We start from the raw sequence: 21088 nt of genomic DNA on the forward strand, positions 1-21088 counted from the left end.
GCGTCTCACACGTCGCCGCCGTCGGCCCAGCCTTCGCCCGTGCCCTTCTGGAACACGCGGTCATCGCCCTGCACGTCACCGGCCGGCAGATGCGCCTGGTTGGCCAGTGCCGCGTAGATCGGGGTGAAGTCCGGCGACGTCGCCTGCATCAGCTGTTCGAAGCTGTCGATGACGAAGTAGGTCTTCTGGAAGGTGTCGATGCGGTACTTCGTGCGCATGATCCGCTGCAGGTCGAAGCCGATGCGGTTGGGCGCGGCCGATTCCAGCGAGTACAGCGACTCGCCCTTCGACGACACGATGCCGGCACCGTAGATGCGCAGGCCCTCGGGCGTGTCGATCAGGCCGAATTCCACGGTGTACCAGTACAGGCGGGTCAGGTTCTGCAGCGCATCCGGACCGATCGCATGCGCTTTGACGCCGCCGCGGCCGTACGCCTCCATGTAATCGGCGAACACCGGGTTCATCAGCAGCGGCACGTGGCCGAACAGATCGTGGAACAGGTCCGGTTCGGCGATGTAGTCGATCTGGTCCGGGCGACGGATCCACCAGGTCACCGGGAAACGGCGGTTGGCCAGGTGGTCGAAGAAATCCAGTTCCGGCAACAAGCCTTCGACGCCGACCAGGGTCCAGCCGGTGGCCGCGCCGAGCACTTCGTTGAGCTGGTCGAAGCGCGGAATCATGTGCGCACTCATCCCCATCTCGTCCTGCGCATCCAGGAACTCCTGGCAGGCGCGGCCGACCAGCAGCTCGCGCTGGCGCTGGTACAGCGTGCTCCAGGTCGCGTGGTCGTCGGCAGTGTAGGTGTCCCACGGTTGCTCGACGAGCGCGGTGGTGTACACCGGCACGTAGCCCTTGTCGGTCTGCTGGTGTTCGACGCGGCGGGGCTGGGCGAGGTCCATGGGGCGCTCCTTGAAGGGATACCCACGATGCTAGGGCAGGGCGCGCGCAACAGGGTTGCAAAAGTTGCGCCGATTGCCGTTGTTGGCGCAATATCCTTGCGTACTCACCATGTTGCGGGGCAACAATGGCCGGAGAAGTCCAGTTCGATCGCACGGATATACGCCTGCTGGCTGAAATCCAGCGGGACGGGCGCGCTACCAACGCCGAACTGGCGGCGCGGGTGAATCTGTCGCCCTCGGCCTGCCTGCGCCGCCTGCAGCGGCTCGAAAGCGAGGGCGTGATCGTCGGCTATGGTGCGCGCCTGGAGCCACGGCAACTGCGCCTGGGCCTGCAGGCCTTCGTGCGCGTGCAGCTGGAAAAACACGACCAGGCCGCCATCGGCCACTTCGTGGACAGCGTTCAGGGCTGGGATGAAGTGGTGGCCTGCCATGCGCTGACCGGCGACATGGACTACCTGCTGCACGTCTACGTGCGCGACCTGGAGCATTTCTCGCACTTCCTGCTGGATCGGCTGCTCAATGCCGGTGGCGTGGCCGATGCCAATTCCAGCTTCGTGCTGCGCACGGTGAAGGGCTTCCAGGCGCTGCCGTTGTCGCAGTTGGAGCCCTGAGCAGCCACCAGGCGTGCCCGGCGGCATGGCATCAATGGATCAGCACTTGTCCTTGCGGCCCATCAGCCTGCCCAGGCGCGAGGCTTCCTCGCACTTCGGTGCGGCCACCGGCGCTGGTGCCGCTGCGGCGGCGCGTGCGCGCTGCAGCTGCTGGATCTTCGCACGGATCTGCGGCATGGCCGCCATCGCCGCCTTTTCGCCTTCCAGGATCGCGGTGCCACGCTGGCTGAAATCGGCGGCGCCGATGTCCAGCACCTTCGGCCGGATGACGATGTCGGCGCGCGCCAGTTCCTGCTCGCCCAGGCGCTGGCCCATGATCGAGATGGACTGGTTGACGATGCCCAGCATGTCCGTCGGCGCCTTGCCGCTGGCCTTGCTGGAGATGTCGACGGCGATCACGAAGTCGGCGCCGAGCTGGCGGGCAGCGTCCACCGGCACCGGGCTGACCACGCCACCGTCGATGTAGTTGCGGCCGCCGATCTTCACCGGTTCGAACACGCCGGGGATGCTGCTCGATGCGCGCACCGCCTGGCCGACATTGCCGCGCACGAAGATCGCGCGCTCGCCGGTTTCCAGCTGGGTGGCGACGGCGGCGAACGGCTTTTTCAGGCGCTCGGCAGGACGGTTGGCAACCTGTTCGTTGACGTAGTCCTGCAGCTTCTGGCCCTGCACCAGGCCACCGGAGAACAGGCGAACGTCGCGGATGCTGGCTTCATCAAGCGCCACGGCCCTGCTCTGCATCTGGAAGGCATCCATGCCGCTGGCATACAGGGCGCCGACCACGCTGCCGGCGCTGGTGCCGGCGACCACGGCCGGCTCGAAGCCGTTGGCCTCCAGCATCTTGATCACGCCGATATGGGCAAAGCCTTTGGCCGCACCGCCGCCCAGGGCGATGCCGATCTTCACCGGCTTGGCCTGCGGGACCACGGTCGGCGCCGGCGGCGGCGTGGGGCGGACCGGATCGCCACCGCAGCCGGCCAGCAGGCCGATCAGGGCGACAGACAGCAGCATGCGGGGGCGGAACAGGCTCATCGGCAGTGCGCGCGCGGCGCCGGATTCAGGAAAGGGCGCCAGCATACCGAAGCCGCGGCGGGGCGGGCAGGGTGGGAAATATCGCCCATTCATAAAGGTAGTGCCGGCCGCTGGCCGGCAACCATAGGGAAACTGGCAACGGTCCATGGGGCTGCCGGCCAGCGGCCGGCACTACCGGGATGCGCGCGAAGTCCATGAGGCTGCCGGCCAGCGGCCGGCACGACCGGAGCCGGTCAGAACCGGTTGTCACCATCCAGCATCCGGCCCAGGCCGCCCAGCACCGAGCCTTCGCCGCGGCTCTGGCCGCCGCCCTGCGGTGCGGCCATCCACATGCGGCCGGCCAGGCGCGAGAACGGCAGCGACTGCAGCCAGACCTTGCCGGGGCCGGTCAACGTGGCCAGGAACACACCCTCGCCGCCGAACAGCATGCTCTTGATGCCCGCAACACGGCGCACGTCCATGTCCACGGTCGGGTGGTAGGCCACCACGCAGCCGGTATCCACGTCCAGGCGTTCGCCGGCGGCCAGCTCGCGCTCCACCACGCAGCCGCCGGCGTGGATGAACACCCAGCCGTCGCCCTCCAGTTTCTGCATGATGAAACCCTCGCCCCCGAACAGGCCGGTCATGATCTTGCGCTGGAACTGCACGCCGATCTGCACGCCGCGCGCGCCGGCCAGGAAACTGTCCTTCTGGCAGATCAGGCGGCCGCCGTGCTGGTCCAGTTTCATCGCCAGCACCGTCCCAGGGTAGGGCGCAGCGAAGGCGACCCTGCCCTTGCCATGGCCGCTCTGGGTGTAGACGGTGGCGAACAGGCTTTCGCCGGTCAGCACGCGCTTGCCGGCAGCCATCACCTTGCCCATGAAGCCGCCGCCCTGGTCGCCATTGGCGGCGCCGAACACGGTATCCATCTGCACCGTGGCGTCCTTGAACATCAACGCGCCGGCCTCGGCAATGGCGCTCTCGCCGGGATCAAGCTCGATTTCCACGAACTGCATTTCATGGCCGACGATGCGGAATTCGATGTCGTCGGCGCGGCCGCTGGCGGTGGCGGGGACCGGGGGTGGGGTGTGGGGCATGCCCGGGGCCGCTGATTGCAGTTCGGGCACTTCGGCAATCGAGGTCCATCCGCTCATGCCCTGGCACCAGGCCAGCGCGCGCGGGTTGGCCTGCGCGTAGCGGCGCGCGGCCTGGTCATCGAGCGGTCCGATTCGGTCGGCCTGGGCCGAGGGATGGAAGTACCACTGGGTCATTGCGGCGGCTCCGCGGCGCTGGAAAACCCCGAGTCTAGCGAGCGCCCCGGGGGGCAGGGCGACGGGGCCATGAACGGCGGGCATTTGCGGGGCAGGTGCTGTATTGCAACAATTATCTGGTAGCGCCGTTTTACCACCCCTCCAAACACAGCCTACCGCCATGTCCCCGACCCGCACTTCCCGTGGCCGCCTTCCGGTCGCGCGCCCTCTCGTTGCCGCTCTTTCCGCCCTGCTGCCGTTGGTAGCAGCCGCCCAGGAAACCCCTGCCGCCAAGGATCCGGTTGCCCTCGATACCCTGCAGGTAACCGCGCAGCGCCGTGTCGAGAACGCCAAGGACGTACCGGTCGCAGTCAGCGCGATCCAGGGCGAGAAGCTGGATGTGCTCGGTTCGGCCGGCGATGACATCCGCTTCCTGGCCGCACGCGTGCCCAGCCTCAACATCGAGTCGTCCTACGGCCGTGCCTTCCCGCGCTTCTACATCCGCGGCCTGGGCAACACCGATTTCGATCTCAATGCCTCGCAGCCGGTGTCGCTGGTATACGACGACGTCGTGCAGGAAAGCCCGCTGCTGAAGGGCTTCCCGCTGTTCGACCTGGCCAACGTGGAAGTGCTGCGTGGCCCGCAGGGCACCCTGTTCGGCCGCAACACGCCGGCCGGCGTGGTCAAGTTCGACTCGGCGCGACCGTCGCAGGATGCCGATGGCTACGTGCGCGTGGGCTACGGCAGCTACAACAGCTGGAACGTGCAGGGCGCCTACGGCGGCCCGCTGACCGACCGCTGGTCGGCACGCGTCTCGGCGATCTACCAGCGCCGCGACGACTGGGTCGACAACACCCGTGTCGGCGCGCCCAACAGCGGCTTCGAAGGCTACGACGAAGCCGCCGGCCGCGTGCAGTTCCTGTACGAAGGCGATGACTTCGAAGCGCTGTTCAATCTGCACAAGCGCAAGCTCAACGGCACCGCCCGCCTGTTCCGTGCCAACATCATCCAGAAGGGTGGCAATTCGCTGGTCGAGAACTTCGACCGCGACAAGGTGGCCAACGACGGCGTCAACTTCTCCGACCTGGAGACCTGGGGCGGCAGCGCGCGCCTGCAGTGGAACCTCGGCTCGGTGACGTTGCATTCGATCACCGGCTACGAGACCGCCGAATCGCTCAACCGTGGCGACATCGACGGCGGCTACGGTGCAGCCTTCCTCGGTGCCGGCAACTACGGTCCGGGCCTGATTCCGTTCTCCTCGGAGTCGGCCGACGGCCTGCCGCACCACCGCCAGTGGACGCAGGAATTCCGCGTCGAATCCAACGAGTGGGGCCGCTTCGACTGGCAGGCCGGCGTCTTCTACTTCGATGAAGACGTGACCATCAACAACTTCAACTACGACTCGCTGGCCCCGGGCAATCCGCAGACCGGCCACGTGGTGCAGAACCAGCGCAACAAGGCCTGGGCGGTGTTCGCCTCGGGTGACTTCGACGTCACCGACCGCTTCAAGCTGCGTGCCGGCGTGCGCTACACCCAGGACAAGAAGGACTTCAGCGCCAGCGTGCTGCAGGCCGTTCCGTTCGGCACCCCGGTCAGTGGCCCATACCTGGCCAACACCGACGTCAACGACGTCAGCTGGGACCTGAGCGGCGTCTACAAGCTGACCGACGACATCAACGCCTACGCCCGCGTGGCCAAGGGCTTCCGCGCGCCGTCGATCCAGGGCCGCCTGGCCTTTGCGCCGGGTCTGTCGCAGGCCGATTCGGAGAAGGTCATCTCGTACGAGGCCGGCATCAAGGCCGACCTGTTCGAGCGCCGCGCCCGCCTGGGCCTGAGCGTGTTCCGCTACGACGTCGATGGCCAGCAGCTGATCGCCGTGGGCGGTTCCAACAACACCGCCACCCTGCTCAACGCCGACAAGACCATCGGCCAGGGCGTCGAGCTGGACCTGGAGGCCTACCTGGCCGACAACGTCCTGCTGACCTTTGGCAGCAGCTACAACGACACCGAGATCAAGGACAAGAGCCTGGCGGTGGCGATCTGTGGCGGCGGCTGCACCATCACCGACCCGACCACGGTGATCAACGGCCAGACCTACGCGCTGGTGAACGGCAACCCGCTGCCGCAGGCGCCGAAGTGGATCCACAACGCGACCCTGCGCGTGGGCTTCCCGCTCAGCGATGGCAGCGAGCTGTACGCCTACACCGACTGGGCCTACCGCAGCGCGGTGAACTTCTTCATCTACGAGTCGCCGGAATTCCGCGGCCGTAGTTCGCTGGAAGGCGGCCTGCGCCTGGGCTACAACTGGGGTTATGGCCAGTACGATGTGGCGGTGTTCGGCCGCAACCTGACCAACCAGACCCGCGTGGTCGGTGCGATCGACTTCAACAACCTGACCGGCTTCCTCAACGAGCCGCGGACCTGGGGCGTGGAGTTCACCGCGAAGTTCTGATGCGGTCGCTGCGGTAGTGCAATGAAGAAGGGCCGGCGCACTGCCGGCCCTTCTGCTTCGCACCCACCCGTAGTGCCGGCCGCTGGCCGGCAATGACCGATCGCGCAGGCGCCTACAGCGCGCTCTGCGGGCGCACCTTCAGCACCGCATTCTCGGTGGCGCAGTCGCGGCTGGAGTGCCGACCGGCCTTGCGTGCCGCCTCGATCTCCTTGCGTGCGGCCAGCAGGTCCTTGTTGAACGCCGCGTTGTCATGCAGGCGGGCGACGGCGGTGGCGCCCATGAAGCGGCCTTCGAGGATGTCGCTCTGCCAGTGCACGTTGCACACCAGGCGGCTCTCGCCGTAGTTGCGGCCGCGGGCCTGGATGGCATCGGCGCGGTCCGGCGCGATCTCCGACAGGATCAGTGCCCAGGCCCAGCCGATCGAGGTGTGGCCGGATGGATAGGAACCATTCTTGCGCAGGCCATCCTCGTCCTTCGGCGAGCAGGTCGGCTCACCGTTGACCATGAACGGGCGCGGGCGCTGGTAGTGGTTCTTGGCCGCCTTGGTGGCGGCGCTGGCGTCGATCCGGCTGCGCTCCAGCAGTCGATACAGCGCCGGAGTCTTCACCGCATCGATGTCGATGTCGGCGGCGCAGGAGAAGTGGTTTGCACCTTCGGGGAAGCCAAGTTCCGCATCGACGCCGGCCTGGGCGAAGCGCGGGCTGCCACGCAGCGCGCGGGCTTCACGGCTGACCTGTTCGTCCAGGGCGAGGGCGGCCGAACCGGCCACCGGCGGTGCCGGCACCAGATCGAGGCTGGCCGGAACAGCGCTCTTGTCCAGATAGCCCACCGCCTTGGTGGTGATGTTGGCTTCGACGGCGGTCGGCTTGGTGGCCGAGGCAGCACAGCCGGCCAGGGCCACGGCAACGGCGAGGCCGAGCAGCGGGCGGGCGGGGTGGGAAATCAACGACATGGACGGGCTCCGGAGGAAAAACATCGCGTCATGATCGCAGCCCGTATGCGGCACCGCAGTGGCCATCGGTCATACGGCCAGACCCGGCATGGTCATCACAGGAGATGAAGAACGTCATCGAAGCGTGCCAGTCTGCTGAATCCGGGCGCAGCGCACGGACTTTCACGCGGCCGCGCCGTGAGCATCGGCACATCGGCAGGCACCAGGGGCCGTCCAGTTCCAGCCGGGTCGGGGGGATCCGAAGACAGAGGGAGAGAAGCGATGCGCAGCACCGCAACAGGAAGTACCGTCCTGGCCCTGCTTCTGGGGCTGGCAGCAGCACCGGCGCAGGCCGCCGACGTGGTAGGCGTGGCCTTCGTGCATGGCACCGGCGCGCAGACCAATGCCACCCAGGACTACTGGCAGCCGGCGATCATCGACACCGTGCGCCAGGGCCTGCCGAACAGCAGCAACTACGTTGTCATCAACTGTGACTTCACCCAGTACATGTGGAAGCCGGAGGCCGCCGGCTGCCTGGCCAACCAGCTGACCAGTTTCATCGACAGCCGCGGCATCACCCAGCTGGTGGTGATCACCCATTCCAACGGCGGCAACGTGGTGCGCTGGATCCTGTCCAACCCGACCTACGACAGCCGCTATCCGAAGATCATCCGCACGGTGCGCAAGGTCACCGCGCTGGCACCGTCCTCGGCGGGCACGCCACTGGCCGATGCGGTGCTCAACGGCAATACCTTCGAAACCTCGCTGGGCTGGCTGCTGGGCTACAAGAACGACGCCGTGCGCCAGCAGCAGGTGGCCAGCATGGCCACCTACAACGCGCAGAACCTGTACGGCACGGCCGGTCGCCCGGCGCTGCCCAAGCCGTTCCGCGCGGTGGTCGGCAGTGACGTGGAATCAGCGGTGTGGGACAGCAACAGCTACTGCGGTGGCTATGCCGCCAACGTCGGCCTGGAGTTCACCCAGAACTGGCTGTCGTCCTGCTCCGATGGCTTCCTGGAGTGCAGCAGCCAGAAGGCTGCAGGCACCACCTGGTTCACCGACACGCAGCGTACACAGGGGGCAGAGCCGCTCAGCCACAACCAGAGCCGCCGTGAGTGCTTCGGCCTGGGCACCCTGCTGCGCAACGACCTGACCCAGTGAGGGAGATGACCATGACGATCCATTCCACCCTGCTGGCCAGCGCCGTGCTGGCAGTGCTGTCCCTTTCCGCAGCGCAGGCCGCGCAGCCGCTGCAGGCCGCCCGCGCGGGCGACCAGGTGCCCGCTGCGCTGGTTGCCGCGCCGTTGCCGGCCGATGACAGCGAACGCGCACCGCTGTCCTTCGCCTGGGCCTTGGACCCGGCGCAATCGCTGCAGGCGGCTACGCCGTATGCCTCGGTCAGCCGCAGCTACTGGCAGCAGGTCGATGGCGCCCAGCTGCAACGCGGCCTGGAGTTGCCGCTGACGGCGGCCGATGCGGTGATCCAGCTGAGCCCGGCCGCAGGTGCCCGCGTGCTGCCGGCCAGCGCCCTGCAGGTGCGCGACCCGGCCGGCCGCAGCAGCGTGGCGCGCAGTGTCGATGCGCGCGCCCTGCAGGATGCCGGCATGCCGGTGAGTGATGGCAGCAGCATGCTGCGCACCGGCGCGACCAGTGCGGCCGGTGCGTACACGCTGCAGAGCGCGCAGGCGCAGGGCCGCTATGTGGTGCAGGTGCTGGAGCCGAACAGCCCGCTGCGGTTGGAAGTGCAGGCCAACCAGGCGCAGGTGCTGGCCGGTGGCAACGTGCAGCTGCAGGCACGCCTGCTGGAAGACGGCGCCACCACCGCGCAGCTGGCATCGCGTCGTGGCGGCCTGGGTGGTGAAGCCCTGCTGGTCGCACCGGATGGCCGCAGTTGGCCGCAGCGCCTGCTGCGCACCACCGATGGCAGCCTGCGCGCGCAGGTGCGGATCCCGACCGACGTCGGCACCGTGCAGGGGCTGTGGGAGCTGCAGGTGTTCGCCCAGGCCGATGGCGTGCTGCGCGATGGCAAGGTGGCCTTCGCGGTGGCACGGCCGACCGCGCGTTTCAGTGGCCAGGCAGCACCGGACCCGTCCAGCCGCCAGGTGGCGCTGCCGCTGCAGGTGGCTGCGGCAGGCCGCTACGAGGCACGCGGCACGCTGTATGCCACGGCCCGCGATGGCCGGATGAAGCCGGTCGCGCAGGCACATGCAGCAGCGTGGTTCGACGGCCCAGGCGCCGGCCAGCTGGTGCTGCCGTTCGACCAGGCTGCGTTGCCGGCCGGTTTCGGCGCACCGTACGAGCTGCGCGACCTGCAGCTGCAGGACCAGAGCCGGATGGCACCGATCGAGTCGCGCGCGCTGGCGTTGCGGTTCTGAGGTTGCGGGCGGCGGGCCGGGGTCCGGCCCGCTGCTCCCTCCTGGGTAGAGCCGAGCCCATGCTCGGCTGCTGTTTGCCGTGATCACGAGCAGCCGAGCATCGGCTCGGCTCTACAACGGCATGCCGATCACCCCGCGTATGCGGTCAGCCTGCCTTCCTGCTCGCACACGGTGATCGCGCCGCCGAACACCGCCGACAGCGGTTCGTTGCGCAGCAGCTCGGCGCGGGTACCGTCAGCCAGTACACGGCCGTCGCGCAGCAGCACCACGCGCTCGATCTCGGGAATGATCTCTTCGATGTGGTGGGTCACCAGCACCAAGGTGATGCCCTGCTGCGCCAGCACCCGCATCGTCGCCACCAGCTGCTCGCGGGCGACCAGGTCCAGCCCGGTGGAGGGTTCGTCCAGCAGCAGTGCCTGTGGCCGGTTGACCAGCGCGCGGGCGATCAGCACGCGGCGGGTCTCGCCAGCGGACAACTCGGCGTAGGCGCGGTCGCGCAGGGACAGGGCGCCGGTCATCGCCAGTGTCTCGCCCACGCGTGCGCGCATGTCGGCGGTCACTTCGCGGAAGGCCGGCACCACGTAGCTGGCGAAGAAGCCGGACAGCACGGCCTGTTCCACGGTCAGGCCCGGCATGTCGGCCAGATTGCTGCTGAGATCGCCGGTGACGATGCCCAGCTGCGATCGCAGCCGGTCCACCTGCCAGCGGTTCTGCCCCAGCACCCTTACCGCCACGGAGCCGTCGACCTGCGCCAGCGGGTACAGCTCGCGGGTGATCAGCTTGATGAAGGTCGACTTGCCGCAGCCGTTGGGGCCGAGCAGGGCGGTGTGCTGGCCCTGTGCGATGCGCAGGCTGAGCCCGTGCAGCACCTTCACCTGGCCGCGCACCACGGTGGCACGGTCCAGTTCGATCAACGGGGGCTGCTCCGCGACGGGCGGGGCGGCGGTCATGGCGCTGGTGCGTGGATCAAGGCTCGACAACTCAGGTCCCCAACTGTGAACGGTGCCACGGATGGCGATGCGATACATCGCCGCAGGGATGCAGTTTGCAACGCAAGCGCCCATCATGTCTGCCATCCCCGCGTCGATCCGGAGAGCTGCCATGTCTGATGCCCTGATGTCCCTGTTGACCGGTGGTGTGCTCGGCCTGGGAGGGTGGGCCATGCTGGCGGTGTTGCTGGCCTTCACCCAGATCACCATCTTCTCGGTAACCCTGTACCTGCACCGCAGCCAGGCCCATCGCGGGGTCGATTTCCACCCGGCGCTGGCCCACCTGTTCCGCTTCTGGCTGTGGCTGACCACGTCGATGATCACCCGCGAGTGGGTGGCCATCCATCGCAAGCACCACGCCAAGGTGGAGACTGAGGACGATCCGCACAGCCCGGTCGCCCGCGGCATCGGCAAGGTGTTCTGGCATGGCGTGGAGCTGTACCGCGAAGCGCGCGGCATGCGCGCGGACATCGAGCAGTACGGGCGCGGCACGCCGGACGACGCGATCGAGCGCCATCTGTATACCCCGCACGCCACGCTGGGGCCGGTATTGCTGCTGGCGATCAACAGCGTGCTGTTCGGTCTGCCCGGCGTGGCCCTGTGGGCGATCCAGATGGCGTGGATCCCGTTCTGGGCGGCGGGCGTGGTCAATGGCCTGGGTCACTGGTGGGGGTACCGCAACTACGAGTCGGCCGATACCTCCACCAATCTTACGCCGTGGGGGTTCTGGATCGGTGGCGAGGAGCTGCACAACAACCACCATGCCTTCCCCAGTTCGGCGCGCTTCGCGATGCGGCGCTGGGAGTTCGACATCGGCTGGAGTGCGATCCGCCTGCTGCAGGCGCTGCGACTGGCCAGGGTGCTGCGGGTGGCACCGGCCATGGACGTGCGCCCGAACATCGCCGTGCCCGATGCCGAGACCCTGAAGGCGCTGCTGTCGCATCGCTTCCAGGCGATGACCGATTTCCAGCGCAACGTGTTCATGCCGGCCCTGCGCGAGGAGGCCGCGCAGGCCGGGGCCAAGCTGCGCCGGCTGCTGCCACGCCGGTTGCGCCGCGGCCTGGTCAACGATGGCCGCTGGCTGAAGCCGGACAGCCGCGCCCAGCTCAGCGCATGGGTGGCACAGCGGCCGCGCATCTGCACCCTGGTCGAGTACCGAGGGCGATTGGCTGCGCTGCTGGAAGCCCGTGGCCACGACGCCGCCGAGCGCCTGCATCAGCTGCAGGCGTGGTGCCGCGAGGCCGAGGAAAGCGGTATCGCGGCGTTGCAGGCCTACGCCGCACGGTTGAAGGGCTACAGCCTGGTGGGCGCGTGAGGGCAGGGTACGGGCTTCTGCTGGCGGCGCTGCTGCCGGGTGCGGCGCTGGCCCAGGTCACCGACACCGCCAGCTATCTGCAGCGGATGGACAGCGATGGCGACGGCAAGGTCAGCGAGGCCGAGTACGTGCAGTGGATGCTGTATGCCTTCGATCGCATGGACCGCAACGGTGATGGCGTGCTGAGCGCCGACGAGCTGCCCGGCGGCAAGGGCAGGGCGATCAGTCGCGAGCAGCAGCGGCTGGTGATCGTGCAGCGCTTTCATAAGCAGGATGCCAATAGTGATGGTTTCCTGGACGCGCGCGAACTGGCGGCGCCTCCGCGCTGAGCCCATGCTGGCCTGCGTACCCGCTGCCGGGCGATCATCGCGGGCCCATGTTCCCCAAGGAGTTCCCCCCATGGATGACCGGATCGACGAGGAACTGTTCGCCGAATGGCTTGAATTCTGCGCTGGCCGCAGCGAGCGCGAGGACTGGTATTTCTCCGGCCTGCTGCAGGGCGTGACCGACCCGGATACGCTGGCGGCGGTATTCGCAGACTTCCCGCATGCCGATGCGTTGCGGTCGCGCGCGCTGGACGTGCTTGGCGCAGGGCGCTGGGACGGGCGCCTGTACCTGCAGCCGGCCATCGCTGGCGACGTGCAGGCAGTGGCGGCCGCCGCGCGCACCTGGCTGGACGAACTGGCGAGGGTGGCAGGCATGGCGGGTGAGTCCGCGCTGCAGGCCACACTGCGCGACGTGCCGGTGATGGCAGCGCCCGCAGAGCAGCTGCAGGCCGCATGGCGCGAATCGGGTCCCAGCGCCTATCTGCACGACGTCGTCTGCGATGTGGTGCGCGAGGCCCGCACGCTGGATACCCCTCAGATGGCCGCACTGGACGAGGCGCTGTACCACATCGCTTCGGACCTCTACCTGGGCTGGTACATCGCCCAGCCGTTGTCCCCGGCTGCCGTCGATTTCGCGCCTTATCTGGCGTTCTGGCGCCTGGGCGGACGCGGCGCACTGGTCGAGGGCGCGTTCCTGGTGGAAGCGGCGGGTCTGGATTCATAGGGCGGCGCGGGGCCATGCCAGCGGCTTTGCACGGCCCCGCGTAGAATCGCCCCATGCCCGAACTGCCCGAAGTCGAAACCACCCGCCGCGGCCTGGCGCCGCACCTGCAGGGCCGCCGTGTGCATGGCGTGATCCTGCGCCGCGCCGATCTGCGCTGGCCGATTCCGCCGGAAGTGGCCGAGCTGCTGCCGGGGCAACGCATCGAGGACATCCGCCGGCGAGCCAAGTACCTGCTGCTGGATACCGCCATCGGCAGCGCCGTGCTGCACCTGGGCATGTCCGGCAGCCTGCGCGTGCTGCCCGGTGATACCCCGCTGCGGGCGCATGACCACGTCGACATCAGCCTGGACAACGGCCGCCTGCTGCGCTTCAACGACCCGCGCCGCTTCGGCAGCCTGCTCTGGCAGCCGGCTGGGGAGATCCACCCGCTGCTGCAGGGGCTGGGCCCGGAGCCACTGGACGACGCGTTCGACGGCGACTACCTGTTCGCCCGCAGCCGGGGCCGCAGCGCGCCGGTGAAGACCTTCCTGATGGACCAGGCGGTGGTGGTGGGCGTGGGCAACATCTACGCCGCCGAGAGCCTGTTCAAGGCCGGCATCAGCCCGTTGCGCGAGGCAGGAAAGATCTCGCGAGAACGCTACCAGCGGCTGGCCGACGCGGTGAAGGAGATCCTGGGCTACGCCATCACCCGCGGCGGCACCACCCTGCGCGATTTCATCAGCCCCGATGGCGCGCCGGGCTACTTCGAACAGGAGCTGCTGGTGTACGGCCGCGACGGGCTGCCCTGCCCGAACTGTGGCCGCGCGCTGAAGCACGCCACCATCGGCCAGCGCGCGAGTGTCTGGTGCAGCCACTGCCAGCGCTGAGCCGGCGGCCAGCGGCAGCTGAACGGGCAGGGCGCGTCTCCGCTGCCCGTTAACGTTTGTCTGCCTATGATGGCCGACCTTCCTCCCTGTGCCTGACGCGCCTGCATGCAACGACGCGACTTCATCCGCAATGCCTCCCTCGCCCTGGCTGCATTCGGCCTGCCGTCCCTGCCCGCGTGCGCGGCCAGCCGGAGCGGCCAGATGGGCCTGCGCCGCCTCGGCCAGCCGCAACCGTTCGACTTCGCCACCCTGAAGGGCCAGGCGCGCGCGCTGGCACAGGCGCCCTACAAGAGCCACAAGCGGGTGCTGCCGGGCCGTCTGGAAGGACTGGACTGGGACCAGTACCAGTCGATCGGCTACCGCCAGGACCATGCGCTGTGGGCCGACCAGCCGGGCAAGTTCCAGGCCAAGTTCTTCCACCTGGGCCTGTACTTCCATTCGCCGGTGCGCATGTTCGACGTGGTCGACGGCAAGGCGCAGGAACTGGCCTATGACGGCGCGGCGTTCAACTACGGCAAGAGCGGCATCAAGGATGGCGAGCTGCCGGCCGACCTCGGCTTCGCCGGCTTCCGCCTGAACACCCGCAAGGACACCGACCGCGACTTCGCCGCCTTCCTGGGCGCCAGCTACTTCCGCGCCGTCGGCAAGGAAGGCCAGTACGGCCAGTCCGCGCGTGGCCTGGCGATCGACACCGGCATGGGCAAGCCGGAGGAATTCCCGGATTTCATCGCCTACTACCTGGAACAGCCGTCGGCTGATTCGGAGACGATCGTGGTCTATGGCCTGCTGGATTCGCCCAGCGTGGCCGGTGCCTATCGCTTCGCGATCACCAACGGTGACGTGCTGCTGATGGACATCGACAGCGCGCTGTACCCGCGCAAGGCGATCGAGCGGTTGGGCATCGCCCCGTGCACCAGCATGTACCAGGTGGGCGAGAACGACCGCCGCATGGGCTGGGACTGGCGCCCGGAGATCCACGATACCGATGGCCTGTCGCTGTGGACTGGTGCCGGCGAATGGATCTGGCGCCCGCTGCTGAACCCGCGCAACCTGCGCTTCAACATGTTCGTGGACCGCAACCCGCGCGGCTTCGGCCTGCTGCAGCGCGACCGCAACTTCGACCATTACCAGGACGACGGCGTGTTCTACGAGAAGCGCCCGTGCCTGTGGGTGGAGCCGAAGGGCGAATGGGGCGAGGGCTCGGTGCAGCTGGTGGAGATTCCCACCGTGGACGAGACCTTCGACAACATCGTGGCGTTCTGGAACCCGAAGGAAAAGCCGCAGCCGGGCCAGGAGCTGCTGGTCGGCTACCGCCTGTACTGGGGCGCCGAACCGCCGGCGCGCCCGCCGCTGGCGCACTGCGTGGCCAGCCGCACCGGCCTGGGCGGCGTGGTCGGCAAGAAGCGTGAGTACTTCAGCTGGCGCTTCGCGGTGGACTTCGAAGGTGGCGAACTGGCCAGGCTGATCGACAAGGCCGAGGTCGAAGCGGTGGTGGAAGCCAGCCGTGGCCGGGTCGAGATCGTGTCGGCGCGCCCGCTGCGCGAGATCAACGGCTACCGCGCGATGTTCGACCTGGTGCCGCCGGAAGGCAGTACCGAGCAGATCGACATCCGCCTGTTCCTGCGCAGTGGTGGCAAGACCCTCACCGAGACCTGGCTGTACCAGTACACCCCGCCGCCGGCCGGAGCGCCGGAGCGCACGCTGTACTAAGAGGGGGGGCAGGGCTTGCAGCCCTGCACCTGCTGACGTCAACGTCAACGTCAAAAGCGGGCATTCCGTGGGATGGCGGGGTGGGTCCGGTTGAGGGGGGGCGGCGTAAATACGTCCATGTAGCCTCGGTCGCGCCATCCATGGCGCTCACGCCCCCTCAACCGGACCCACCCCGCCTTCGACAGATCTCCGTGATCTGTGGGAATTGCTCTTGGGGTCAGATCCGTTTCCCGAAGGAAAACGGATCTGACCCCGGAATTTCATTCGATATCTGACAGATGTGTCGACCAAGGTCGACACCTACCAACAGCTGCGCAAATCTGTCAGAGGCGGGCGGTGCCGGAGTGCGGGGTGTCAGCCGCATGGATGCGGCTGCCAAGCTTACAGGGACGTACTTGCAGCGTCCCCGCAGTCCGACACCGCGCCGCCATCACACGCAATGCCAGCTCTTGCTGTTGCTGTTGCCGGCCAGCGGCCGGCACTACCGCGGGTGCAGGGCTGCAAGCCCTGCAAAAGAACACCGCTTACAGCGGCAGCGGCGCCTGCGCCGGGTCGATCCGCCCTTCACCGCGCGTGATCTTCTTGAACTCCGCGCGGCTGACCGATACGTAGCGGTCGTTGCCACCGATCTCCACCTGCGGGCCGTCCTGCACGGCGTGGCCATGCTCGTCCACGCGCACGGTCATCGTCGCCTTCTTGCCGCTGTGGCAGATGGTCTTGATCTCCTGCATCTCGTCGGCCCAGGCCAGCAGGTACTGGCTGCCTTCGAACAGCTCGCCGCGGAAGTCGGTGCGCAGGCCGTAGCACAGCACCGGAATGCGCAGCTGGTCGACCACCTCGCTGAGCTGCCAGACCTGGGCGCGGGTCAGGAACTGTGCCTCGTCCACCAGCACGCAGCCCATCGGGCCGTTGGCTGCCAGATCCTGCTCCACCCAGCGCTGCAGGTCGGTATCGCGGTCGAAGGCCATGCCGTCAGCGCGCAGGCCGATCCGCGAGGCGACCACGCCGGCGCCGGCACGATCGTCCAGGCGTGGGGTCAGGATCGCCACCCGCATGCCGCGCTCGCGGTAGTTGTGCGCGCTCTGCAGCAGGGTGGTGGTCTTGCCGGCGTTCATCGCCGAGTAGTAGAAGTAGAGCTTGGCCATCGGCCAATTCTAGTCGCCACCCGGACCGCCGTCGCGGATCGGCCGTGGCCGGGCGATCACGTGCCGGCTGTCGCGTACCCCGATGCCATGCAGCGCCGAGGCAACGATGGCCTGGCAGGCGTGGCTCATCGCCCCGATCTGGCCAGCGCCTCGTCCTGCCATTGCCGGTAGGCCACCGGGTTCCAGTAGCGGGCCAACTGGTGCTTTTCCGGTTGCAGCACACGGACCCCCGCATCGCCACGGCCCTGGCTGCGCATGGCGCCGTTCCAGCCGGCGCGGCTGCCGGTCTGCTGCATGCTGCCGGCCCGCAGTTCACGTTCCAGCCGCGGCGTCGCCGCCGGGTCGCCGAACTCGGCATACAGCGCGCGGCCCTCGCGCACCGCGCGCTCGCGCTCGTCGGCGGACAGCGCCTCCCAGAAGCGCTCGCGCTGTACCACCAGCCACTCGGTGCCGCGCTCGGCCGCCAGGTCCATCCATGCATAGCCCAGGGCGCGGTCGACCGGACCGCCTTGCCCGTTCCAGAGCATGTCGGCCAGCGCTGCCTGTGACAGCTTGTCGCCGTAGCGCGCGGCATTGCGGAAGTCGTTGCGGGCTTCTTCGTGGCGGCCCCGCTCGCGGGCCTGCATGCCGAGCCCACGGAAGCGCAGGTCCGGATGGTAGACAAGAAACTCGTGCGACTGCAGCACGATCGCTTCATAGGCGTCGGCAGGCGGTGCCGGGCTGGACCCGGCCGCAGGCACGGCCAGCAGGCCCAGCAGGGTGGCCACCAACGGGCGGGCGATGATGTTCAAGGACATGGACCACGCTCCTGTGTTCCGGTGTCGACTCAATACCTTACGGCCAGGCGTCATGCAAGTCAGGTCGGCCCGCCGGCACCCCGCTACAATCCTGTCCCCATGCACGGTCTCAATCCCCCCCAAGCCGCCGCCGTCCTGCACATCGAAGGTCCGCTGCTGGTGCTCGCCGGCGCGGGCAGCGGCAAGACGCGGGTGATCGTGGAGAAGATCGCCCACCTGATCGGCAGTGGCCGCTATCCGGCGCGCCGCATCGCGGCGATCACCTTCACCAACAAATCGGCCAAGGAAATGCGCGAGCGCGTGGCCAAGCGCCTGCGCGAGCAGGACGCTGACGAGGTGACCATCTGCACCTTCCATGCGCTGGGCCTGAAGTTCCTGCAGATCGAACATGCCGCCGTGGGCCTGAAGCGCGGCTTCTCGATCTTCGACGCCGACGATGCCGCTGCGCAGATCAAGGACCTGATGCACGGGGCCAAGCCCGACGACATCGAGGACATGAAGAACCTGGTGTCGCGCGCGAAGAACGCCGGCCTGTCGCCCGAACAGGCGATGGCCGCCGCACGCAGCAACCGCGAGAAGGAAGCGGCCAGCGTCTACGAGCGCTACCAGTTGCGGCTGAACGCGTTCAATGCGGTCGATTTCGATGACCTGATCCGCCTGCCCGTGCAGATCCTGGAAGAAAACCCCGAGATCGCCCTGGCCTGGCGCGAGCGCATCGGCTACCTGCTGGTGGACGAATGCCAGGACACCAACGACGCGCAGTACCGCCTGCTCAAGCAGCTGGCCGGTGAGAAGGGCAACTTCACCTGCGTCGGCGACGATGACCAGTCGATCTACGCCTGGCGTGGCGCCAATCCCGAAAACCTGCAGCAGATGGGGCGCGATTACCCCACGCTGGAAATCATCAAGCTGGAGCAGAACTACCGCTGCTCCAACCGCGTGCTGCGCGCAGCCAATGCGCTGATCGCCAACAACCCGCACGAGCACCTGAAGAAGCTGTGGAGCGACCAGGCCGACGGCGAGCGCATCCGGGTGTGGGAATGCCGCAACAGCGAACACGAAGCGGAAAAGGTCGCCGCCGAAATCGCCTTCGTGGCGCAGTCGCGCAACGTGCCGTGGAGTGACTTCTGCATCCTGTTCCGCGGCAACTTCCAGTCGCGGCCGCTGGAGAAGGCGATGCAGCTGCTGCGCATTCCCTACCACCTGACCGGCGGCACCATGTTCCTGGAACGCCAGGAAGTGAAGGACACGCTGGCCTGGCTGCGCCTGCTGGTGAACCCGGACGACGACACCGCGTTCATGCGGGCGGTGCAGTCGCCCAAGCGCGATGTGGGTGCCGGTACGCTGGCCAGGCTGGCCGAGCTGGCGCAGGAAAAGGACATGCCGATGGCGCATGTGGCCGAGACCATCGGCGCCCTGCAGCAGCTGCCACCGCGCGCGGCCAACAGCCTGGCGCGGTTCACCGACATCCTGCGCGACCTGCGCGCGCAGATGCGCCAGGTGACGTCCGGCGACATGATCCGCAAGGTGGCCAAGGAATCGGGGTTGCTGAGCGAGCTGCGCCAGCAGGCCAAGGAAGAGGCCAGCTACCAGCGCCGGGCGAACAACATCGAGGAACTGGCGCAGTGGTTCGAGGGCGGCCCGCGCGGTGCCACCGCCGCCGACCTGGCCGGCCAGCTGGCGCTGCTCTCGCGCAGCGACAAGGACGAGGGCGGCAACCAGGTACGCATGATGACCCTGCACGCCTCCAAGGGCCTGGAATTCCCGTACGTGTTCATCGTTGGCTGCGAGGACGGCGTGTTGCCGCACCAGGTCAGCCTGGATGAGGGCAACCTGCAGGAAGAGCGGCGCCTGCTGTACGTGGGCATCACCCGCGCCAAGATCCAGCTGTGGATGAGTTACAGCAAGCTCACGCGCAAGTTCGGCGAGCATGTGCGGTTGAAGCCGAGCCGGTTCTTCGAGGAGATTCCGGCCGAGGAGATCCAGCGCGATGGCGCGGACCCGGTGGCGGATGCGGCGCGGAAGAAGGAGCGCGCGACGGCGGGGTTGGCGGCGATCGAGGCGTTGTTCGACTGATCGGCGAACGGCGCAGCCCCTCGTGGTTGGCGCCGTTCGCAATGCATTCGTGGGGGGCCTGGCGGGTGGGCCGGTAGGGACACGCCGTAAACCCATCCATGGGGGCTCGGCCGCGGCTTGCTCGTGTGCGCTGTCCTGCGCACACGGCAAGACCGGGGTTGGGCGTCCTGCCCAACCCGCCCGAGGCATGCCTCGGGCCCATGCCGCGGACGGTCCCGTCCAGCCCACCCGCCCGGCCCCTGACAGTTTCCGTGCGCGCCAGCCACGGAAAGAAAAAAGAAAATCAAAAGCAGCAGCCGGGGTTGAGGCAGAATCGGGGTTTCGGCTGGAGGTCTGCCTGTGCAACCGATCGAGAGTGAACGTCTGCGCCTGCGTGCGATCGAGCCTGATCGCGATGCGGCGCCGATGCTGGCGCTGTTGAATGATCCGGGCTTCTTGCGCTTCATCGGCGACCGCAACGTGCGCAGCGAGGCGCAGGCGCGGGAGTACATCGCGCTGCGCGTGCTGCACAGCTATGCCTTGAACGGCTTCGGCATGTATGCCATCGAGCGGCTGTCCGATGGTGCCTGGGTGGGCAATGCCGGGCTGGTGCGGCGTGACGGCCTGCCGGGGCCGGATATCGGCTATGCGGTGCTTTCGCAGTTCGCCGGGCAGGGCTATGCCGGTGAGGCAGCGCGGGCGGTGTTCGCGCATGCACGCGGAGCGCTGGGCCTGCACGATCTGTATGGCATCACCGACCTGGACAACGTGGTGTCCGGGAAGATCCTGCTGGGCCTGGGCATGCAGGAGCGCGGGGTGATCCAGTTGCCGGGCATCGAAAGCGCCAGCCGCCTGTATGCCACGCCGGGGGCGGCGCAGGTCGGGTAGTGCCGGCCGCTGGCCGGCATCCAGGCATCACCGGGTTGCCGGCCAGCGGCCGGCACTACCGCATGCGGACGCTCAGCCGCGCAGTTCGGCCAGTTGTGCCTGCAGCTCGGCCACGGCCGCTTCCAGCTGGGCCACGCGCTCGGCCAGGCCCGGATCGGCCGCATCGCCGCTGCCACCGCCACTGCTGGCGTACTTTGCTGCCAACGCCGCGCCGTCCACTTCACCGCACAGCAGGTGCATGTAGCGGTCTTCGCGCTGGCCGCTGGCGCGCGGCAGCACCACCAGCAGCGCGCGCTGCTGCAGGCGCTCGACGGCGTGGCGGGCTTCGTCGATATCCGCAAACCGGTACAGACGCTCGCTGCGCGACACCAGCTCGCCCAGGGTCTGTGGGCCGCGCAGCAACAGCAGTGCCAGCAGCACGGTCTGCTGCCGGGTCAGGTCCAGCGCGGCCTGCAGGCGGTGCTCGTAGCGGTCGGCGCGCGAGGAGAAGTGCTGGCGGGCCAGGCCCAGTGCTTCCAGCTGGCGCAGCGCATGCTGCACGCTGCCGGCGTCCACGTTCATCACCGGCTCGCGGGCGGTCTTCTGGTTGGCTGCCGATTGGGCGGCATTGACGGTCAACGGGTAGGTGTCCGGGGTGGTCGCCTCCTTTTCCACCAGGCAGCCCAGCAGGCGGGCCTGCACGGCGTCGAGCAGCGGGACGTCGGGGGTCTGGACGGAATCGGTCATGGCGGCCTCCGGAAGGGC

19 protein-coding genes are annotated in these 21088 nt (G+C 68.2%); 11 read left to right on the forward strand and 8 right to left on the reverse strand.

Annotation, left to right across the window (positions count from 1 at the left end):
- Nucleotides 1-5: 5 nt before the first annotated feature.
- On the reverse strand, nucleotides 6-899 hold the full coding sequence (phhA, locus tag AC5P66_RS04065; protein ID WP_111097227.1) for a phenylalanine 4-monooxygenase: 894 nt from the start codon (nucleotides 897-899) through the stop codon (nucleotides 6-8).
- A gap of 125 nt (nucleotides 900-1024) precedes the next feature.
- Between phhA and AC5P66_RS04070 the strand changes: the two genes are divergently transcribed.
- Complete coding sequence (locus AC5P66_RS04070) at nucleotides 1025-1510, forward strand: Lrp/AsnC family transcriptional regulator (RefSeq protein ID WP_014035441.1); 486 nt, start codon at nucleotides 1025-1027, stop codon at nucleotides 1508-1510.
- 39 nt (nucleotides 1511-1549) lie between these two features.
- On the opposite strand, the gene AC5P66_RS04075 is transcribed toward AC5P66_RS04070, so the two are convergent.
- A complete protein-coding gene (locus AC5P66_RS04075; RefSeq protein ID WP_049416200.1) occupies nucleotides 1550-2542 on the reverse strand; it encodes a patatin-like phospholipase family protein in 993 nt (330 codons plus the stop codon).
- 233 nt (nucleotides 2543-2775) lie between these two features.
- On the reverse strand, nucleotides 2776-3792 hold the full coding sequence (locus AC5P66_RS04080; protein WP_263467874.1) for a TIGR00266 family protein: 1017 nt from the start codon (nucleotides 3790-3792) through the stop codon (nucleotides 2776-2778).
- 160 nt (nucleotides 3793-3952) lie between these two features.
- Between AC5P66_RS04080 and AC5P66_RS04085 the strand changes: the two genes are divergently transcribed.
- The gene (locus AC5P66_RS04085; RefSeq protein WP_099494537.1) at nucleotides 3953-6223 is read left to right on the forward strand and encodes a TonB-dependent receptor; all 2271 of its coding nucleotides are present in this window, start codon (nucleotides 3953-3955) and stop codon (nucleotides 6221-6223) included.
- Between the two features lie 112 nt (nucleotides 6224-6335).
- On the opposite strand, the gene AC5P66_RS04090 is transcribed toward AC5P66_RS04085, so the two are convergent.
- The gene (locus AC5P66_RS04090; RefSeq protein WP_100479105.1) at nucleotides 6336-7175 is read right to left on the reverse strand and encodes an acid phosphatase; all 840 of its coding nucleotides are present in this window, start codon (nucleotides 7173-7175) and stop codon (nucleotides 6336-6338) included.
- A 261-nt stretch (nucleotides 7176-7436) separates the two neighbouring features.
- Here AC5P66_RS04090 and AC5P66_RS04095 point away from each other — a divergent pair, with 261 nt between their 5' ends.
- Together AC5P66_RS04095 and AC5P66_RS04100 are read left to right on the forward strand one after the other, a co-directional pair.
- A complete protein-coding gene (locus AC5P66_RS04095) occupies nucleotides 7437-8315 on the forward strand; it encodes a lipase family protein (RefSeq protein ID WP_049416212.1) in 879 nt (292 codons plus the stop codon).
- A gap of 11 nt (nucleotides 8316-8326) precedes the next feature.
- Nucleotides 8327-9529 carry a DUF4785 domain-containing protein gene (locus tag AC5P66_RS04100; protein WP_099494559.1) on the forward strand — a complete coding sequence of 401 codons (1203 nt, stop codon included), beginning with the start codon at nucleotides 8327-8329 and terminating at the stop codon, nucleotides 9527-9529.
- Nucleotides 9530-9657: 128 nt separating this feature from the next.
- On the opposite strand, the gene AC5P66_RS04105 is transcribed toward AC5P66_RS04100, so the two are convergent.
- Entirely contained in the window at nucleotides 9658-10479 is an 822-nt protein-coding gene (locus tag AC5P66_RS04105; protein WP_049416214.1) for an ABC transporter ATP-binding protein, read from the reverse strand.
- Between the two features lie 151 nt (nucleotides 10480-10630).
- Between AC5P66_RS04105 and AC5P66_RS04110 the strand changes: the two genes are divergently transcribed.
- The 5 genes from AC5P66_RS04110 (at nucleotide 10631) to AC5P66_RS04130 (ending at nucleotide 15459) form a co-directional block, all read left to right on the forward strand.
- On the forward strand, nucleotides 10631-11833 hold the full coding sequence (locus AC5P66_RS04110) for a DesA family fatty acid desaturase (RefSeq protein WP_099485334.1): 1203 nt from the start codon (nucleotides 10631-10633) through the stop codon (nucleotides 11831-11833).
- Nucleotides 11830-12162, forward strand: coding sequence for an EF-hand domain-containing protein (locus AC5P66_RS04115; RefSeq protein WP_049437895.1), 333 nt, complete (start codon nucleotides 11830-11832; stop codon nucleotides 12160-12162). Before AC5P66_RS04110 ends, AC5P66_RS04115 begins: the two co-directional genes overlap by 4 nt.
- A 70-nt stretch (nucleotides 12163-12232) precedes the next feature.
- The gene (locus tag AC5P66_RS04120; protein WP_198994670.1) at nucleotides 12233-12883 is read left to right on the forward strand and encodes a hypothetical protein; all 651 of its coding nucleotides are present in this window, start codon (nucleotides 12233-12235) and stop codon (nucleotides 12881-12883) included.
- A 53-nt stretch (nucleotides 12884-12936) separates the two neighbouring features.
- The gene (mutM, locus tag AC5P66_RS04125) at nucleotides 12937-13749 is read left to right on the forward strand and encodes a bifunctional DNA-formamidopyrimidine glycosylase/DNA-(apurinic or apyrimidinic site) lyase (protein ID WP_005421105.1); all 813 of its coding nucleotides are present in this window, start codon (nucleotides 12937-12939) and stop codon (nucleotides 13747-13749) included.
- A 105-nt stretch (nucleotides 13750-13854) separates the two neighbouring features.
- Nucleotides 13855-15459: an OpgD/OpgG family glucan biosynthesis protein gene (locus AC5P66_RS04130; protein WP_032954730.1), complete on the forward strand. Its 1605-nt coding sequence runs from the start codon at nucleotides 13855-13857 to the stop codon at nucleotides 15457-15459.
- A gap of 524 nt (nucleotides 15460-15983) precedes the next feature.
- Here AC5P66_RS04130 and AC5P66_RS04135 read toward each other — a convergent pair.
- The gene (locus AC5P66_RS04135) at nucleotides 15984-16604 is read right to left on the reverse strand and encodes a thymidine kinase (protein ID WP_008264720.1); all 621 of its coding nucleotides are present in this window, start codon (nucleotides 16602-16604) and stop codon (nucleotides 15984-15986) included.
- A gap of 125 nt (nucleotides 16605-16729) precedes the next feature.
- Entirely contained in the window at nucleotides 16730-17401 is a 672-nt protein-coding gene (locus tag AC5P66_RS04140) for an SEL1-like repeat protein (protein WP_099486979.1), read from the reverse strand.
- A gap of 99 nt (nucleotides 17402-17500) precedes the next feature.
- On the opposite strand from AC5P66_RS04140, the gene AC5P66_RS04145 reads away from it, so the two are divergent.
- Together AC5P66_RS04145 and AC5P66_RS04150 are read left to right on the forward strand one after the other, a co-directional pair.
- Nucleotides 17501-19477: a UvrD-helicase domain-containing protein gene (locus AC5P66_RS04145; protein WP_099494557.1), complete on the forward strand. Its 1977-nt coding sequence runs from the start codon at nucleotides 17501-17503 to the stop codon at nucleotides 19475-19477.
- Nucleotides 19478-19816: 339 nt separating this feature from the next.
- The gene (locus AC5P66_RS04150) at nucleotides 19817-20344 is read left to right on the forward strand and encodes a GNAT family N-acetyltransferase (protein ID WP_099487458.1); all 528 of its coding nucleotides are present in this window, start codon (nucleotides 19817-19819) and stop codon (nucleotides 20342-20344) included.
- Nucleotides 20345-20416: 72 nt separating this feature from the next.
- Here the strand turns inward: AC5P66_RS04150 and AC5P66_RS04155 are convergent, their stop codons facing one another.
- The gene (locus AC5P66_RS04155; RefSeq protein ID WP_049416063.1) at nucleotides 20417-21070 is read right to left on the reverse strand and encodes a YceH family protein; all 654 of its coding nucleotides are present in this window, start codon (nucleotides 21068-21070) and stop codon (nucleotides 20417-20419) included.
- Nucleotides 21071-21088 lie beyond the last annotated feature (18 nt).

Source organism: Stenotrophomonas sp. YJH_SMC_122 (genome assembly GCF_059369535.1).

Excerpts from the sequence above, each read along its gene's own strand:
- AC5P66_RS04110 (WP_099485334.1), top strand. The coding sequence starts at position 10,631 with ATGTCTGATGCCCTGATGTCCCTGTTGACCGGTGGTGTGCTCGGCCTG.
- AC5P66_RS04070 (WP_014035441.1), top strand. The coding sequence starts at position 1,025 with ATGGCCGGAGAAGTCCAGTTCGATCGCACGGATATACGCCTGCTGGCT.
- AC5P66_RS04090 (WP_100479105.1), bottom strand. The coding sequence starts at position 7,175 with ATGTCGTTGATTTCCCACCCCGCCCGCCCGCTGCTCGGCCTCGCCGTT.
- mutM (WP_005421105.1), top strand. The coding sequence starts at position 12,937 with ATGCCCGAACTGCCCGAAGTCGAAACCACCCGCCGCGGCCTGGCGCCG.
- AC5P66_RS04145 (WP_099494557.1), top strand. The coding sequence starts at position 17,501 with ATGCACGGTCTCAATCCCCCCCAAGCCGCCGCCGTCCTGCACATCGAA.
- AC5P66_RS04120 (WP_198994670.1), top strand. The coding sequence starts at position 12,233 with ATGGATGACCGGATCGACGAGGAACTGTTCGCCGAATGGCTTGAATTC.
- AC5P66_RS04155 (WP_049416063.1), bottom strand. The coding sequence starts at position 21,070 with ATGACCGATTCCGTCCAGACCCCCGACGTCCCGCTGCTCGACGCCGTG.
- AC5P66_RS04085 (WP_099494537.1), top strand. The coding sequence starts at position 3,953 with ATGTCCCCGACCCGCACTTCCCGTGGCCGCCTTCCGGTCGCGCGCCCT.
- AC5P66_RS04080 (WP_263467874.1), bottom strand. The coding sequence starts at position 3,792 with ATGACCCAGTGGTACTTCCATCCCTCGGCCCAGGCCGACCGAATCGGA.
- AC5P66_RS04105 (WP_049416214.1), bottom strand. The coding sequence starts at position 10,479 with ATGACCGCCGCCCCGCCCGTCGCGGAGCAGCCCCCGTTGATCGAACTG.
- AC5P66_RS04130 (WP_032954730.1), top strand. The coding sequence starts at position 13,855 with ATGCAACGACGCGACTTCATCCGCAATGCCTCCCTCGCCCTGGCTGCA.
- AC5P66_RS04135 (WP_008264720.1), bottom strand. The coding sequence starts at position 16,604 with ATGGCCAAGCTCTACTTCTACTACTCGGCGATGAACGCCGGCAAGACC.
- AC5P66_RS04100 (WP_099494559.1), top strand. The coding sequence starts at position 8,327 with ATGACGATCCATTCCACCCTGCTGGCCAGCGCCGTGCTGGCAGTGCTG.
- AC5P66_RS04095 (WP_049416212.1), top strand. The coding sequence starts at position 7,437 with ATGCGCAGCACCGCAACAGGAAGTACCGTCCTGGCCCTGCTTCTGGGG.
- AC5P66_RS04140 (WP_099486979.1), bottom strand. The coding sequence starts at position 17,401 with ATGTCCTTGAACATCATCGCCCGCCCGTTGGTGGCCACCCTGCTGGGC.
- phhA (WP_111097227.1), bottom strand. The coding sequence starts at position 899 with ATGGACCTCGCCCAGCCCCGCCGCGTCGAACACCAGCAGACCGACAAG.
- AC5P66_RS04075 (WP_049416200.1), bottom strand. The coding sequence starts at position 2,542 with ATGAGCCTGTTCCGCCCCCGCATGCTGCTGTCTGTCGCCCTGATCGGC.